The sequence below is a fragment of the Prochlorococcus marinus str. NATL2A genome (assembly GCF_000012465.1).
GTDB lineage: Bacteria > Cyanobacteriota > Cyanobacteriia > PCC-6307 > Cyanobiaceae > Prochlorococcus_B > Prochlorococcus_B marinus_B.
Window position 1 is genome coordinate 1,117,079 of the sequence record NC_007335.2, and the last position, 15,535, is coordinate 1,132,613.

Annotated in this window: 17 protein-coding genes and 1 tRNA gene; 8 read left to right on the forward strand and 10 right to left on the reverse strand. The window is 34.9% G+C overall.

The features are described from left to right. Positions 1-588 precede the first annotated feature (588 nt). On the forward strand, positions 589-864 hold the full coding sequence (locus PMN2A_RS06305; protein ID WP_011294718.1) for a hypothetical protein: 276 nt from the start codon (positions 589-591) through the stop codon (positions 862-864). A gap of 104 nt (positions 865-968) precedes the next feature. After that, a complete protein-coding gene (locus PMN2A_RS10795) occupies positions 969-1,112 on the forward strand; it encodes a hypothetical protein (protein ID WP_011294719.1) in 144 nt (47 codons plus the stop codon). Between the two features lie 440 nt (positions 1,113-1,552). On the opposite strand, the gene PMN2A_RS06310 is transcribed toward PMN2A_RS10795, so the two are convergent. From PMN2A_RS06310 to PMN2A_RS06335, 6 genes are all read right to left on the reverse strand, one after another. Further along, positions 1,553-3,097: a SulP family inorganic anion transporter gene (locus tag PMN2A_RS06310; protein ID WP_049752693.1), complete on the reverse strand. Its 1,545-nt coding sequence runs from the start codon at positions 3,095-3,097 to the stop codon at positions 1,553-1,555. 86 nt (positions 3,098-3,183) lie between these two features. Beyond that, positions 3,184-3,363, reverse strand: coding sequence for a hypothetical protein (locus tag PMN2A_RS06315; RefSeq protein ID WP_225866298.1), 180 nt, complete (start codon positions 3,361-3,363; stop codon positions 3,184-3,186). A 115-nt stretch (positions 3,364-3,478) separates the two neighbouring features. Continuing rightward, positions 3,479-3,775 (reverse strand): DUF3303 domain-containing protein, encoded by a 297-nt coding sequence (locus tag PMN2A_RS06320; protein WP_011294721.1) that lies wholly within the window; start codon positions 3,773-3,775, stop codon positions 3,479-3,481. A gap of 36 nt (positions 3,776-3,811) precedes the next feature. After that, positions 3,812-4,135: a hypothetical protein gene (locus PMN2A_RS06325; RefSeq protein WP_011294722.1), complete on the reverse strand. Its 324-nt coding sequence runs from the start codon at positions 4,133-4,135 to the stop codon at positions 3,812-3,814. 441 nt (positions 4,136-4,576) lie between these two features. Beyond that, positions 4,577-4,885, reverse strand: a complete 309-nt coding sequence (locus PMN2A_RS06330; protein ID WP_225866299.1) for a hypothetical protein — start codon at positions 4,883-4,885, stop codon at positions 4,577-4,579. A gap of 80 nt (positions 4,886-4,965) precedes the next feature. Further along, a tRNA-Lys gene (locus tag PMN2A_RS06335) sits at positions 4,966-5,037 on the reverse strand. A gap of 212 nt (positions 5,038-5,249) precedes the next feature. Between PMN2A_RS06335 and trmFO the strand changes: the two genes are divergently transcribed. Together trmFO and crtH are read left to right on the forward strand one after the other, a co-directional pair. Further along, on the forward strand, positions 5,250-6,653 hold the full coding sequence (gene trmFO, locus PMN2A_RS06340) for an FADH(2)-oxidizing methylenetetrahydrofolate--tRNA-(uracil(54)-C(5))-methyltransferase TrmFO (protein ID WP_011294724.1): 1,404 nt from the start codon (positions 5,250-5,252) through the stop codon (positions 6,651-6,653). Positions 6,654-6,668: 15 nt separating this feature from the next. Then, positions 6,669-8,231, forward strand: a complete 1,563-nt coding sequence (gene crtH, locus PMN2A_RS06345) for a carotenoid isomerase (RefSeq protein ID WP_011294725.1) — start codon at positions 6,669-6,671, stop codon at positions 8,229-8,231. Between the two features lie 21 nt (positions 8,232-8,252). Here the strand turns inward: crtH and PMN2A_RS06350 are convergent, their stop codons facing one another. Continuing rightward, positions 8,253-9,017: a response regulator transcription factor gene (locus PMN2A_RS06350; RefSeq protein WP_011294726.1), complete on the reverse strand. Its 765-nt coding sequence runs from the start codon at positions 9,015-9,017 to the stop codon at positions 8,253-8,255. Between the two features lie 88 nt (positions 9,018-9,105). Here PMN2A_RS06350 and PMN2A_RS06355 point away from each other — a divergent pair, with 88 nt between their 5' ends. After that, positions 9,106-9,375, forward strand: a complete 270-nt coding sequence (locus tag PMN2A_RS06355; protein WP_011294727.1) for a DUF6761 family protein — start codon at positions 9,106-9,108, stop codon at positions 9,373-9,375. 17 nt (positions 9,376-9,392) lie between these two features. Here the strand turns inward: PMN2A_RS06355 and grxD are convergent, their stop codons facing one another. From grxD to PMN2A_RS06370, 3 genes are all read right to left on the reverse strand, one after another. Next, the gene (gene grxD, locus PMN2A_RS06360) at positions 9,393-9,716 is read right to left on the reverse strand and encodes a Grx4 family monothiol glutaredoxin (RefSeq protein ID WP_011294728.1); all 324 of its coding nucleotides are present in this window, start codon (positions 9,714-9,716) and stop codon (positions 9,393-9,395) included. A gap of 10 nt (positions 9,717-9,726) precedes the next feature. Further along, entirely contained in the window at positions 9,727-9,957 is a 231-nt protein-coding gene (locus PMN2A_RS06365; protein ID WP_011294729.1) for a BolA family protein, read from the reverse strand. Between the two features lie 78 nt (positions 9,958-10,035). Beyond that, complete coding sequence (locus PMN2A_RS06370; RefSeq protein WP_011294730.1) at positions 10,036-10,716, reverse strand: lysophospholipid acyltransferase family protein; 681 nt, start codon at positions 10,714-10,716, stop codon at positions 10,036-10,038. Between the two features lie 138 nt (positions 10,717-10,854). Here PMN2A_RS06370 and PMN2A_RS06375 point away from each other — a divergent pair, with 138 nt between their 5' ends. Genes PMN2A_RS06375 through PMN2A_RS06385 form a run of 3 tightly spaced genes read left to right on the forward strand, consistent with a single transcriptional unit; the run spans position 10,855 to position 15,481 of the window. After that, a complete protein-coding gene (locus PMN2A_RS06375) occupies positions 10,855-11,592 on the forward strand; it encodes a pyridoxine 5'-phosphate synthase (RefSeq protein WP_011294731.1) in 738 nt (245 codons plus the stop codon). Between the two features lie 25 nt (positions 11,593-11,617). After that, entirely contained in the window at positions 11,618-14,911 is a 3,294-nt protein-coding gene (locus PMN2A_RS06380; RefSeq protein WP_011294732.1) for an exodeoxyribonuclease V subunit gamma, read from the forward strand. A 12-nt stretch (positions 14,912-14,923) separates the two neighbouring features. Beyond that, positions 14,924-15,481: a methyltransferase family protein gene (locus tag PMN2A_RS06385; RefSeq protein ID WP_011294733.1), complete on the forward strand. Its 558-nt coding sequence runs from the start codon at positions 14,924-14,926 to the stop codon at positions 15,479-15,481. Positions 15,482-15,535 lie beyond the last annotated feature (54 nt).

Genomic DNA, 15,535 nt, shown 5'->3' on the forward strand with positions numbered 1-15,535 from the left:
TTTTTATAAGTCACTTTTGTTAATTATAAATTAAAGCCAAGTCATCAAATAAATATCTTTTAATATTAGAAGTATTATTTTGATATAATGAGTTAATATTAGAAAAAAAAGAGAACCATTGATGATTATAAGGAAGCTAGGACAATATGGTGGCTACTTACTTAGTGGAATATTAATTGCATGGCTAATAAATCCAATAGCAGCGCTAGGTTTTCTTGAGATCTTTTTTAAAATGACGTTATTAATATCAATTCCCATCTCAGGAGCTTATTTTTTAGATAAGATTATACTATTAAAGTATCAAAAAGTATGGAATATAATTCTACCTCCGTGGATAATATTAAGTATCTATTTTAGTTTTAGGCTAGTTAAATTACTAGAAAGCCTTATTAATTAAATAATTTTATCATTTATTAGAATTATTGAGGAATTATGTTTTATAAATCGATACTTAATTTATTTGGCGATTATAGATTTCTTCTAATTTAATGAGCCACATTACCCCAAAAAAAGTTTTCCATAAAATCCTTAGCATTTCTAGAAGTTAAAATATCAGACCTTGTAGAAAGAATTCGTGCTTTATGGATAATGATTAATAGAGTAAAAAATTTGAACAACATGGTGCTTCCTTTTCTTACTGCAATATTTTTCCCTGATTATGGTTATCAGGGTATTCCTTGGGACTTGTACTTACTTCATTTTTTCTTCTTTGCAATTGTAATTCCATTTCATGTAATTATTTTTGCTGCCCGTAGTGCTCAGATCGTCAAGCCAAACGGAGTTAAGGACTGGCTTAAGTGGGAATCCAAGGCAACTAAAGACGACTTAGATTCAATGTTTCCAAACGATTTCCCTACCGCTTAACTCTCTAAAAAGCCTTTTAAAAATGTCCGAATTTATCAAGGTGCTACAACTTCATTAAATTTGGGCAATTTTAGGTTTATATAGATACCTGCATCTAAAAAAAAATGCTTCATTTGCCATTCTTAACCTTTGCTTTAGGAGGGGGAAGCCTCTCAGCAACAATTGTCGGCGTTGGATCCCTTGTTCTCTTTGCACTAGTTGGTGTAATTGCTGGGCCAAATCTTTCTAAATTTGATTCTGAAGCTTAGGAAGATAGCCATTAGTCAAAAGTCTTTTAGCTAAACTTCCTAATATAGAAAATATTTCTAGATTTTAAAAATCTATTTATTGAATCAAATTATTTAACCAAAACCTTTTTCCACCAGAGTTTTTAACCTTGGTGGAATTTTTATTTAAATTTGAAAAAAACAAATACTTCAAAATTCATTACAAAAATCACTGAAAATCTAGATTAAAATGAATATTGCAGAGATATTCAAAAAGAGCGCTATAGATTAGTAAAACTTATAGCTTGTATGATCATCCACTATAAGGCTTGATTAGTTGCAGCTTTGGCTTATAAATTCTTATGAAATAAATTTTACAAAGTTTAGTCAAATGGAAATGAATCCTTATAAACCTTTGATACAAGCTTTAAAAAAAATCTACAAAAACTTTAAGTAAAAGGTCAGGAAAGTTTAAAGCGCTGTTAATGAGCCGATTTAAACTCCCCACCTCTTCCTCCAGCTTCTGATGCTTGTCCTATTCGAGAAAATAAATTCAAGCTTTCATCATTTAAATTAATCACTTCAACCTCAGACCCCCCTAGTTTTATTCTTCTGATTACTTGGTCTAGAACCGTTACGCCGCTTTGATCCCAAATATGAGCTTCGGCCATATCTATTGTGATTTTTTTAGGATGTTCATGCAGTTCAAACCCTTGTCTAAAGTAAATGCTACTAACAAAAAATAATTGGCCTGAAACTTTATAAATCCTGTGGTCTTTCCCATTCAAAGAAGACTCAACCTTAATAACTTTTGCGACCTTTCTACTAAATAATATTGCTGCAAGTCCAACACCAGAAAGAAGACCAAGAGCTAAATTATGTGTAATAACAGTTACGAATACAGTCAAAATCATAACTGAGCTATCGCTTCGAGGAATTCGGCGAATATCTTTAATTGAGACCCAACTAGCAGTATTTATAGCAATCATTATCATAACTCCAACCAATGTTGCCATTGGTATTTGATTTACCCAATCCTTAGCCGCAAGAATCATTGCTATTAAACAAACACCAGAGCTTAATGTTGAAAGACGAGTTCTTCCCCCATAACCAACATTCATAACCGATTGTCCAACCAAAGCGCATCCAGCCATACCTCCAAAAAGCGAACTAACAATATTTCCTATACCTTGCCCTCGAGCCTCAACATTTTTATTTGTACTTTTATCAGTCATATCATCAAGAATATCTTGAGTGAGAAATGTCTCCATAAGACCAACCAAAGAAATTGCTAGTGCTGTTGGAAGTATCAAACCAAGTGTTTCGAAATTAAATGGAACTTTTGGAATACCAAAGCTAGGTAATCCATTTGGGAGAATCCCTAAATTCGATACAGATGGAACATTTAATTTAAATACAATTGAAATCGCTGTACAAATAAAAATCGCGACCAATGCTGATGGCAAAAGCTTGGTAAATTTTGGTAGCAAATAGATAATTAACAACGTAAGTATGGTCAATCCCCAAACAGCAGGTAGCTGGACCGCAGTAACAACTTTCTCAGAATGAGCTATGTCAATCCCCAAATGAGGCAATTGAGCAAGGAAGATCAATATTGCTAAACCATTTACAAAGCCATCCATAACAGGTTGAGGTACAAATCTCATCTGATGAGCAAGTCTTAAATACCCCCAAGCAATCTGAAGAACTCCCGTAAGCAATCCAGCAGCCAAAAGATATTGAAGACCAAGGCCAGGGCTAATATTTTCACCCTGTTGAACAATCCCAGTCATCAAAAGAGCAGTTGAACCAGTTACTGAGGTAATCATGGCCATTCTGCCCCCAAAAATTGCAAGGGTGACAGAAAGCAAAAAAGCACCAAACAGCCCAACTCTTGGATCAACGCCTGCGATACCAGAAAAAGCTATCGCCTCTGGGATCATTGCGAATGCAACCACAAGACCAGCAATAACATCGCGGGAAGGAGAGATAATTCTTTCCTTTGCCAATAAATTTTTCAATTTCAAAACTACGCTTCTACCATCCTGCCTTATTAGACATGCCAATTCATATTAGTAAGAAGATCTTCTTACTAATATGAATAAATGAATGATTAATCAGACTCCTCTTTCCTTTCAATAAATGAATCCATCAATTTTTTATATTCATTCTCTCTTGAGCTTTTTGCAAAGCCGACAATAAACACGATAGATGAAACGACTATCAATGCAAGTATTGTTGGACTTAGACCCATTTCACTAGCAGTTAAAGCAAAGAATAAATGAGTTAGCATTAAATGCAAAGATAATTTTAAAAAGACTAAGTTGAATAGGACAATCTTGAAAGATTTTTAGACAGAAGTTTATTTTTTACATAAATTAAAACCAATAATAGGAAAATAATTAAATCTATTTTTCTTTTATTAAACGAACAAACTCTTCAGTAGTTAAGGCAGGTTTATACTCCCAAGTCATTCCAAATTTATCTCTCCAGGATCCAAAAACCTTAAATAAAATTGATGCACTTGAAGCTCTGCAAATGATCACACCTGTTCCATCTTGTGGCGTGTGTGCCCAAGTAATTCTCTCATAGCCATCAATAAGATCCTCAGATTTTCCACTTTCAACATAATCTACAAATGCTTCCGATGAATAATTTTGATCCTCAGAAGATTCGAATTTCCAAGTAACTATATACAGCTGCATTGTTTTTTTTTGTAGAGATTTTATTCTATCTGAAAATTATTTTTTATCCCTGAAACCTGGCTCAAACTGCCTTCGTGCTGCCTGTGTTCTGAGTATTAACTGCCTTCCAGAACTAGAAAGAGTAAACCTCAAAGCTTTTCCAGACTTAAACATTGCCTCTCCAATTGCCCTCGTTCTTGATAATTCAATTTGGTAGGCCCTAGTAACGGCTCTCTCTGCATCAACATTTGCCAACTTTGCCTGTTGGGCCAAACGTTTAGTTTTTGATTTCGGAATTACTGAGAGTTCGCTTTCAGGTTCTGCCCACCTCCATAACCAATTAGAATTGGATTTTGTAATCGAAGAAGATTTCTTAACCATACCCCCATTCCCATAAAACGAAGAGTCATTTGATGACTCATAAAGACCTTAACCGCTATAGGCAAGAAAAAAGGATTAAAAATGCAAAAAAAAATGAAAGTTAAAAAAGTGCTTGATAATCAAAAACTAAAAAACTACTTTTTTAAAAAATGAAAATATCGTCTACCTACGATCATAAGAACAATTGTTGAAATCTAAAAAATAAAGTTCTTAAAAATTTAAAAAGATAGCTATGTAAATAAAATTATTGTCCTTTTTTCCTAATCAAAATTTAAAGGGTAACTCCATTAAAGCCCAAAAATACAAAGATAAGTTAATTGCAATTGCAGCTCCTACTGTAAGTTTTTTCATACAAGGAAAAATTACTATATTTACAATTCAGCAACAAACTTTAATTTGAGAAAGTATTTATATTCTCATCAACACATTAGTCCTATATCTTTATAGGTTTTCAGGTAGAAAAAGTAGTCCTGACCTGCAATCATCAAGAAGTTCTCTGATTTTAACTAATTTTGAATCAAGTACTTGGTTAGCCTTTACAGAGATCCAAATAGGTTCTATCAATTCATTTTCTGGTCCAAGTCTTACGCGAGCTCCAAACCAATTTGCATGTGAAGGTATTGATGCTCTGCATTGTGTCTCATTAATAGTTAAATCAACCTTTCTCTCTATAAGCCAATCATCAACAAAAATCAAATTAGTAAACTTATTCAACCCAGCATTAACTGAATTAGTAAGACACGAAATCAAGAGGGCCCAAAAAAAATAGTTCTTCAAAAACTCAGAAGTGCTTATCACTTCAGTTTATCTAGAAATAGTCTTAAAAAAAATGGGTCGCCTGAGATTCGAACTCAGGACCAGCCGGTTAAAAGCCGGATGCTCTACCACTGAGCTAGCGACCCCTTTCAGACCAATCTAATAGTCCAATATGAAAAATATCATGTTGGCGAAGCATTAATGACTTTAATGTTCCTTTTTGAGGACTATAAAACAATAAAAAGATATTTTTTTTCCTTCCTCATTGATTTTTAAGATATTTCTGAAGTCTTAATAAATAGTTGAGGGACATGAGAATATTATTTAATTAAGCTTCTAAAAAGAAAAACACGACAGCTTGAAAGAATATCCATCGGTAACGGTAATAGGCGCTGGTCTAGCAGGATCAGAGGCAGCATGGCAAATAGCAAGCGCAGGAATAAAAGTAACCCTCTTCGAAATGCGCCCAAAGAAGAAATCCCTAGCTCACCACACATCAGAATTTGCAGAATTAGTTTGCAGTAACAGTTTTGGAGCGCTTAGTAGTGATAGAGCAGCAGGGCTTTTACAAGAAGAGTTAAGAACATTACAGTCCATTGTTATTAACAATGCTGATAAATACTCTGTCCCTGCAGGAGGGGCACTTGCAGTCGATAGAAGTCAATTCAGTCTGTCCATCACAAATGAAGTATCTTCTCATCCCCTAATAACAATCATTAGAGATGAGTGTCCTTGTCTACCGAAGGCTCACCAGATAACAATTTTAGCCACAGGTCCTTTAACAAGCGAGTTGCTTGCGAAAGACATCAAAGAATTTACAGGTGAAAAAGAATGTCATTTTTTTGATGCCGCTAGTCCAATAATTACTGGGGAAAGTATTGATTTTTTAACAGCATTTCGGGCAAGTAGATACGACAAAGGCGATGCTGATTACGTTAATTGTCCGATGAATGAAGACTCATATATAAAATTTCACTCTGAATTAATCAAAGCTGAACAAGCTGAATTAAAAGATTTTGAAAAAGAGTCTGCTAATTTTTTTGAAGGTTGCCTTCCCATAGAACAACTTGCAAAAAGGGGAATAGAGACTATGCGTTATGGGCCATTAAAGCCAATAGGAATTTGGGATCCTAGATGGGGTGATGTGAATGACAAAAGTATTCGTAGGCTTAAAAGAGCCCATGCGGTCGTTCAATTAAGACAAGAAGACAAGGCTGGTAAATTATGGAATCTCGTTGGATTTCAAACAAATTTAAAATGGGGAGAACAAAAACGTATATTCAGGATGATTCCAGGCTTATCAAAAGCAGAGTTTATTCGTTTTGGTGTTATGCATAGAAATACTTTCATTGAATCTCCAAAACTCATAGAACCAACGCTCCAGTTCACAAATAGAAAAACGTTGTTTGCTGCTGGACAACTTACTGGCACAGAAGGTTATGCTGCTGCTGTTGCGGGAGGTTGGTTGGCAGGAACCAATGCCGCATTGTTAGCCAAGGGATTAGATACAATTACTTTGCCATCGTCTACAATGATTGGAGCATTGACAAATTTTGTAAGTAATAGTCAAGCAAGTTTACGAGTTAAAAATAAAAAGAACTTTCAACCAATGCCAGCCAATTTCGGAATACTACCTGAACTCGATATTAGAGTTCACAACAAACGTGAAAGATATAAAGAATATCGAGATAGAGCCTTGAGACAAATAAAGAAGCTTCGGGAAACTTTATTGGATAAAAGCTCTTCTCCTACGAACATTTAATTTTTTTCGCACATTATGACTCAATTATCAAATAAAACAAAAGATTCTTGTAATTGGGATTCGATAGTTATTGGTTCCGGTCTGGGTGGTTTAGTAACTGCAAGTCAACTAGCAAGCAAAGGTGCAAAAGTGCTTGTGCTGGAACAGTATAAGATTCCTGGTGGAAGTGGTGGATCATTTAAAAGAAAAGGATTTACTTTTGATGTTGGAGCATCAATGATCTTTGGGTTTGGTAATAAGGGATACACAAATTTACTAACGCGAGCTCTTAAAGATGTTGGTCAAAAATGTGAAACGATCCCTGACCCAACACAATTGGCATATCATCTACCCAATCAATTAGAAATTTCAGTTGATAGAGATTATCAAAAATTTATTACCAAGCTAATAAATTTATTTCCCCATGAAGAGAAAGGAATAAAACATTTTTACGAAACATGTTGGGATGTATTTAATTGTCTAGATTCAATGCCTTTACTTTCAATAGAGGATCCTGCATATCTTATGAAAGTTTTTTTTAAATCACCTTTATCTTGTCTTGGATTGGCTAGGTGGTTGCCAGTAAATGCAGGTGATGTTGCCATGCGATATATTAAAGATCCTGATCTTTTAAGATTTATAGATATTGAATGTTTCTGCTGGTCAGTTATGCCTGCCAACTTGACTCCTATGATAAATGCAGGAATGGTCTTTTCTGATAGGCATTATGGAGGTATTAACTATCCCAAAGGAGGTGTAGGAGTTATTGCAGAAAAGTTAGTGAAGGGAATTAAAAATCTGGGGGGGGAAATCAGATATAAATCCAGAGTAAAAAAAATAATTTTTGAGAAAGGAAATGCCATAGGTGTTTCCCTTGAAAATGATGAAGAAATTTTCAGTAAAACAGTGGTCTCTAATGCTACAAGATGGGATACTTTTGGTGGTCAGGGGATTAAGAGTCCACTTGTAGCAACAGAGAACAAACCAACTTCTGAGAAAAAATGGGAAAACAGATACATCCCCTCCCCCTCATTCTTATCTCTACATTTAGGAGTAAATGTAGACTCTATACCTGCTAACACACATTGCCATCATCTACTTCTCGATAAATGGGAAGAAATGGACAAAGAACAGGGAGTTACTTTCGTATCAATACCAACTCTCTTAGATCCCACATTGGCACCTTCAGGTAGCCATATTGTTCATGCTTTTACTCCTTCTTCAATAGATAACTGGGATGGATTAAGCAATAAAGAATATCTTGCAAAGAAAAAAGAAGATGGGGACAAACTTATTTCAAAGTTAGAGCGATTATTTCCTAACCTAAGTCAAAATATTCTTCACAAAGAGATAGGAAGTCCAAGAACACATAAAAGATTCCTTGCAAGAAACAAAGGAAGTTATGGACCAATTCCATCAATGAGATTACCAGGCCTTCTCCCTATGCCATTCAACACTACTAAGATTAATGGACTTTATTGTGTTGGAGATTCGTGCTTCCCTGGTCAAGGTTTAAATGCCGTGGCTTTCAGTGGATATGCATGTGCTCACAAGATCGGCACAAAGCTTGGTATGAACAAATGGGAGCTACCAGAATAATTACAAAGATAATTCTAGAAATTATGTCGGCAAATTATCAAGACTAAACCTATAGCCATGCTGGCGAACAGTTGTAATTCCTCCGCCATCACCTAGACCTGCTTGTTCCAGTTTTCTTCTAAGCGTCAAAACCTGCGTATCAACTGAGCGAGGACCACCGCTAAACGGTGGCCAAGCCATTCGAAGCAGCTCATGACGGCTTCTTACCATGCCAGGCGGCATCAACAAGGCACACAACAAAGCAAATTCCCTTGGACTTAGTTCTACAGGTTTCTCGCGCAAGGTGACCTGTCTGAGAAGAAGATGAACCTCAAGAGGACCAACGGCGACACGTTCTTGTAAACCAATTCTTCCTCTCTTAAGTAAAGTCCTGCACCTTGCAGCTAGTTCTTCCAAGCCAAAAGGTTTCCTTAAAACATCATCAGCGCCATCATCTAAAAGGCCTACAACAGGTTCAACTCCTGTTCTTGCTGTTAGAACAATCACTGAACATCCCAATTGTTGTGCCAGTCGGAGAGCAGAGCTTTTTTCTAATAGCTCTGCACTAACTAATAAATCAGGTGATTGGTCTCGACATAGGTCAACGGCCTCCTCAGCTGAACCTACTGCTGCGGCCAGCTGTCCATCTTGCCTAAGCCTTTGAACCAAAACAGTTCTGAGAGTTGGATGTGGTTCTACAACAAGCACCTTGGATGGTGATTGTGTGGTTGCTTGAATAGGAGAAGAACCTGTGGGAGATCCTTGGATTTGCTCAGTGGCAAGCTGATCTGCAGGTATTAATGTCACAACTTAGAAAAGTAGACCCTTAGACTGGAAAAGATATTAAAGCAAACTGTTCGCTGACTATCAAGAATAGTCTCTGTCTTAGCAAACCATGACATCTTTTGATTCTCCAGAGAGCATAAAACACTTCCAATCAATTTGTGATGCCTGTCAAGAGTTAACAAGCCGATACTATAGTCCATCTGAGCTAAGGATCTATGCAGATGGATATTTGCATTCCCTCAGGAATTGCAAGCGATTAGACTCTAGGGATCAAGAGAAGTTAGAAGCATTAATTGATAGATGGATTATGGATCCTTCAAGCTTTGTTGGTCCTGATGGCGACATTAATAACCTCTTTTTCAAAAAAGAACAAGGATAAAAATCAAAAGTCACAAGTTATGAAGCTAGTGCAATTTCTAATTTTTCTTTCAATTCTCCAGAGTTATACATGCTTATCAAAATATCTGACCCTCCCATAAATTCTCCTTTTAAATAGACTTGGGGTATTGTCGGCCAATTTGAATATTCTTTTATACCCTCTCGGATTTCCATATCAGAAAGGACATCAAACGTTTCAAAGCTCATCCCCAATGAATTTAGAATTTGAACAACATTGTTAGAAAAACCACATTGTGGCATCAATTTATTGCCTTTCATAAAAACAAATATTGGTTTTGAATTAATTAAGCTTTCAATCTTTGAGCGAGTGTTGGAATCCATAACGAGAAAATTAATGAGGTGTTGAGGTTTTCAAGGCCAAAGCATGAATTGTTTCGGTTCTCAATTCATTTTTTAACGCACCATAAACAAGTTGATGTTGCTGTACAAGAGATAAGCCGGCGAATTTTGCAGATACTACATTTACTTCAAGATGATCACCTCCTCCCATATCTATTACATCAATTTGAGCATCTGGAAGTGATTGCTTTATTAAAAGAGTAACTTCTTTGGCTGTAATCATTTTCAAATAAAAAATTAAAGTGAATTAGGAGGTAATAAATTCAATGTGAATGCTAGAGAATCAATTAAATAAATTATATTATCTTCTACCAACAGCTAACAAAGCCGATTGCTCGGCACTTCTCATACTTTTGGAAAGTTCAATATTAAAGTCATTTGTAGGTTGCTTAAAATCCCTCGAAATAATTATTGGTTTAGAGAAACAAATTGATGCAGATCCATAAAACTTTGGGATAACGTCACTATAGGCCAAACCTACAGGAACAATTTTAATTTCCAATCCTTTGTTAGAGGCTAGTTGAGCTAAGCGAATCAGGCCTTTTTTAAGTTTTACAGGCTCGCCAAGTCGATTTATCTTTCCTTCTGGGAATACAACTAATTGCTGACTTGAAATCAACAAATCCACTGCATATCTAAGAGTAGTTAAAGAAGGTCTTCCTTGATCAATTGGGAAACAACCCAACCTGTTTAAGAACCAACCTTGTACCCCTCTCATTTCTGATCTGGTGACCATGTATCTACAATCTCTATTTGTAATCCTTCTCCCAGCAGCCATAGTCAACATCAAAGCATCCCATCTAGATCTATGAGTAGGAGCAAGTACAACAGAACCACTTAAAGGTAAATTTTCACCACCAATAACTATTCTTCTTCGAAAAAAATTGTTCAAAGCAATATCCTGAGTCGCAACCATAGCCAAGCGACTCCAGAAAGGATCAACTCCAAGGCAGATTTTTTTTTCTCTATGAAGAAGGGGCAAAAAATCCCTCTTTATCAAACTATGTAATGAAGTTAACTCCGAAAGCTTTATTATTAACAGTTGGACTGGGCAGTTACTCCAGCGGCTAAACCTTATTTTGCTTTTGATGAATACAATCAAAGTATATTTTAAATACCTATGGCAAGTCTTGGCGTAAACATTGATCACATAGCAAATGTCCGAGAAGCTCGTAAGACATTTGAACCTGACCCAGTAAAAATGGTTCTTTTAGCGGAATTAGGTGGTGCTGACGGAATAACTGTTCATCTAAGAGAAGATAGAAGGCATATTCAAGATAGAGATCTAAATCTTCTAAAAGAGACTGTACATACTCGACTAAATCTTGAAATGGCTGCAACTGAAGAAATGACTTCAATAGCACTTAATCTCAAGCCAGATATCGTTACATTGGTTCCTGAAAAAAGGGAAGAGGTCACGACAGAAGGAGGACTCGATGTCATTAAAAACAAAAGAAAATTAAAGGAAATAATTCAACGTCTGTCAGGTGAGGACATTCCAGTTAGCCTTTTTGTTGATCCAGTCCAAGCTCAATTAGAAAATTGCGCTGAAGTAAAGGCCGCCTGGGTTGAACTACACACAGGTAAATATGCAATCACAAAAAAAAAGGCAAGAGATTTGGAATTATCCATTCTCAAAGAGAGCACAGCTAAAGCAAAATCATATGGATTGAGAGTAAACGCAGGGCATGGATTGACATATCAAAACGTTGAACCAATTGCAGCAATTGAAGGGATTGAAGAATTAAATATTGGCCATACAATTATTTCTAGAGCCCTTTCAGTAGGTCTATCTCAGGCAGTAAAAGAAATGAAAAGCCTAATTATCAATCCAAGAAAAGACAACTTCTTACTTTAAAGATTTTTAAATCGCATTTTGACTCTTGCTAACAATTTATCGAAGTAATAAAGCTGAATGGTTAGCAGAGATACTTGGACAGGAACTCCGATTAAACCCTCCTGAAATAACAGAAGAAGTTAATATTATCGTAAGTACATGGCCTTCAAGCAGATGGCTAAGTGAAAAACTTTCAATAATTAATAATATCAATGCATTAGTTAAATACCCTTTCCCTGGTACATATTTAAAAAGATTAGTCAAGAGAATTATTGGTATTGATCCTGATGAAAAAGATCCATGGGAAAAGAATCAACTTGTTTGGAATATTTTAGAATTATTACCAGAATTAATGAAAGTGGAAGAAGCCCAAGTAATTCGTTCCTGGCTAGAAATAAGCGATAAAAAAGATACGCAAATTAATCTGAAGTTATGGGATCTAGCAAACAATATTGCAGAGACATTTGATGATTACATACTTTATAGACCTGAAATTATCAAACAATGGTTAAGCAAGAAAATGAAGAAAAAATCTAGAGAAATTAGTGTTAATAAAAATATCCTTTGGCAAGAAATATTATTTAATTTATTATATAAAAAGATAAACAAAGATCCGTTCTGCATCCAAGTCGAAAAAGCTATTAAACGTTTAAAGAAAGATGATATTTCTAAACTAGATTATCCAAAAAATCTATACGTCTATGGACTTAGTAGTCTTGCACCATTGCAAATAGATTTAATTCAAGCATTTTCAAAGGTAATAAATATAAAAATTTATATAATTTCCCCTTGCAATGATCTTTGGCAAAGATGTGAAGCGAGAAGACTGCAATTTAGAAACACATGGAATACTCCTCCCGACAGGCAATGGTTACTAGAATCTCCAAGACTTGAAGCCTTCCTTGGACGGATGGGGGCTGAATATCAACAGTTACTAGAAGGGAGTGGTGAATATCAATTGGGAGATAGAAACGAGGAAGATATTTTTTCTCTTACAGCAGATATCGCCACTAATAAAGGGAACAAACCAAATTTATTAGAACAACTACAACAAGAATTATTATCAACAAAAAGTGAAAATATTTTAACTAAAGAAAAATCTGACAAATCACTCCTTTTCCTTAAATCTCCAGGAAAGTATCGACAAGTGGAATTAATAAGAGACCATATATTACAGCTCTTCAGCGATGACATAAAAATTCAACCTAGAGACATTTTAATAATGACACCACAAGTTGATAGCTATGCGCCAATAATTACCTCAGTATTTAATAATATAGATAAAAATACTACTCAGCTACCCTGGGTAATCACAGATAAAAGTCAAGAAGATAAAGTAGGTTTAATACATTTTGTGTTAAATCTGTTTGAGATTTCCGTATCTCGTCTAACCGCATCAATTTTTGAAAACTTATTAATTAATCCAGCATTACGAACGCAACAGAATATAAGTATTGACGAGGTGAGTGACATAATCAAAAGCCTTCAATCCGCTGGGTTTACTTGGGGACTTGATTCCTCAGAAAGATATGGGGAAGAAACTCATAGCCTATGTTGGTGTCTAGAAAGGTTTCTACTTGGTCTTGTTTTACCAGATAATCCAATTAATGGAATAAGCCATATCTCCCCTTATTCCGAAAATATTTCAAGTGCAGAGTTTACAAAAGCTTGGAGTATACTTTCAAAACTTTGCAATTATATCGATGCGATTCGTAGTAAACGTTCATGTAAAGAATGGATAAAACTTATAACATCGCTCGTAAAGGATTTATTTGGAGATGGTGGAGAATGGGCATGGGAAGAGCAACAACTACTAACTGTTGTTAATAATTGGGGTCTCATAACAGATAATTGTGAACTAGAAATTGATTGTCTAGTAGTTAAAGATATTATCACCAAGGCATTAAGTTCTACAAATAGCAAATTTGGTCATAGAACAGGGAAAATTACGATCAGTGCCTTAGAACCAATGAGAGCAATCCCTCATAAAATCATTATCATCATGGGACTAGAAAGTAGAACTTTTCCAAGAATAGAGAATAGAAGAAGTTTTAATCTCCTAGAAAGAAAAAGAGAGCTTGGAGATCCAAATCAATATGATAAAGACCGCTATTCATTGTTAGAAGCTTTAATCTCAACTCGTCAAAATCTTTTGGTTTCTTGGAATTCAAAAGATGAAAAGACAGGAGAAGATCTTGAACCTCCAAGCCCTATTCAACAATGGCTGAATTACTTAAAAATTAAATTAGGAGACAATACCTTTAAAGATATTCTCATTGAGCCACCAGCAAATCCTCTTGATCATTTCAACTTTATAAAAACAGAAAATTCACAAATCATGAGTTGTGATAGGAAGAATCTAGAAGCTAGAGAATGGCTTGAAAAAGCAATCCCGACTAAAAATATCTCACTAGCATTACCGCTAAAGATGAAAGAAATAAACGTAAGCAAATTAAAATCTTATTCCTTCGAGAAAACCAAAGAATGGTTACTCAATCCGCAAATAACATGGTTAAAAGAGCATGAAATTCAATCAAGAGAATTTGTCAATCTTATTGAAGACAATGATTTTCTGGAGCTTTCAGAATTAGAAAGATATAAACTTCTAAAACATCGACTTCAAAGTAGTGATCTCTTAAATATTAACCATACAAAAAATGACTCTAACCACTGGGAAGAGAACTATTCTGGCAAAGGTGTTTTCCCCCCAAAAGGCTCTGGATTAATAGAGAAGGATCTTCTTCAGGAGCGGTGGAATAATTTAATATCAGCAATATACGCTACCGGGCAAATCACGAAAAGGAGTATTGAGATGCAAGAGTTAGAGGGTGAATTCTACTTTGGAGGGAAGAATTTAATACAGATTGAAGTTGGAAGTTTAAAATATAAAACCCTTATGAATGGATGGCTAAATCATTTATATTTATCTGCAAATAGTTCATTTAATTATAAAACACTGATAATTTCTAAAAAAACAGATCATAGAAAAACAATTCAATTCGAAGTAAGCAAGGAGATATTACCAATCAATACAAAAGAAGCGAAAAAAATTTTAAGCCAAATACATCAATTAGCAACCGTAGGAAGAAATAATTGTTGGCCCATACCACCAGAAAGTGGCATGGATTATGCCCTTGCTACAAAAGACAATAATAAGAATGAGCAAGATTTATTTCAAAAAAAATGGGAAGGTGATTTATATAGGCAAGGAGAAAGAGAGACACTAGCGATGGAACTTTGTTTTGGCAAAAAATGCAAAGCCTCTACTTTTTTAGACTTTGAATCATTTAATGATGTGTTGATGACTCTCTATGAACCAATCCTCAAAAACACCACCTAACTAGCAACTAAAATGAAGCTTAAAAGAAATCTGTTTAAGGATATTATAAATCTCTTATCAAAATGGGGATTTAGTAAGCAGGGGCTATTTAATAATTCAAAAGGAGAGTGGTATTTATTTTCTCAAATCGTATTAATTCTCCTACATTTAATACCTCCCTACCCAGAAATAAAGCAAATCCCATTTTCAATAAATGCTTTTTGTATAATTATTGGATTAGCAATTTCAATTCTAGGTCTATTCATTGTCATTAAAGCATTCATAGATTTAGGAGAAAATCTAACACCGCTACCTTACCCAATGAATGAAGCGAGTCTTATAAAAAATAATTCATATCAAAATGTTCGGCATCCACTTTATAAGGGATTATTATATATTTCATTAGGAATATGTATTTTTTCATTGAGTCTAATACATCTATCTCTACTCTTATCATTAGCTTACATTTTAAAAATAAAAGCCTTGAAGGAAGAAGAAAGGTTGAAAATTAAATTTCCTGAATACAAAAAATATATCAAAGAAGTGCCAGCTATTATAAAAACAATAAAATATTTAGACTGGAGATCCTAAATGTTAGTTATAAACAATTTAAAACATCAATATCAAGGAATAATTGAAAGCGAA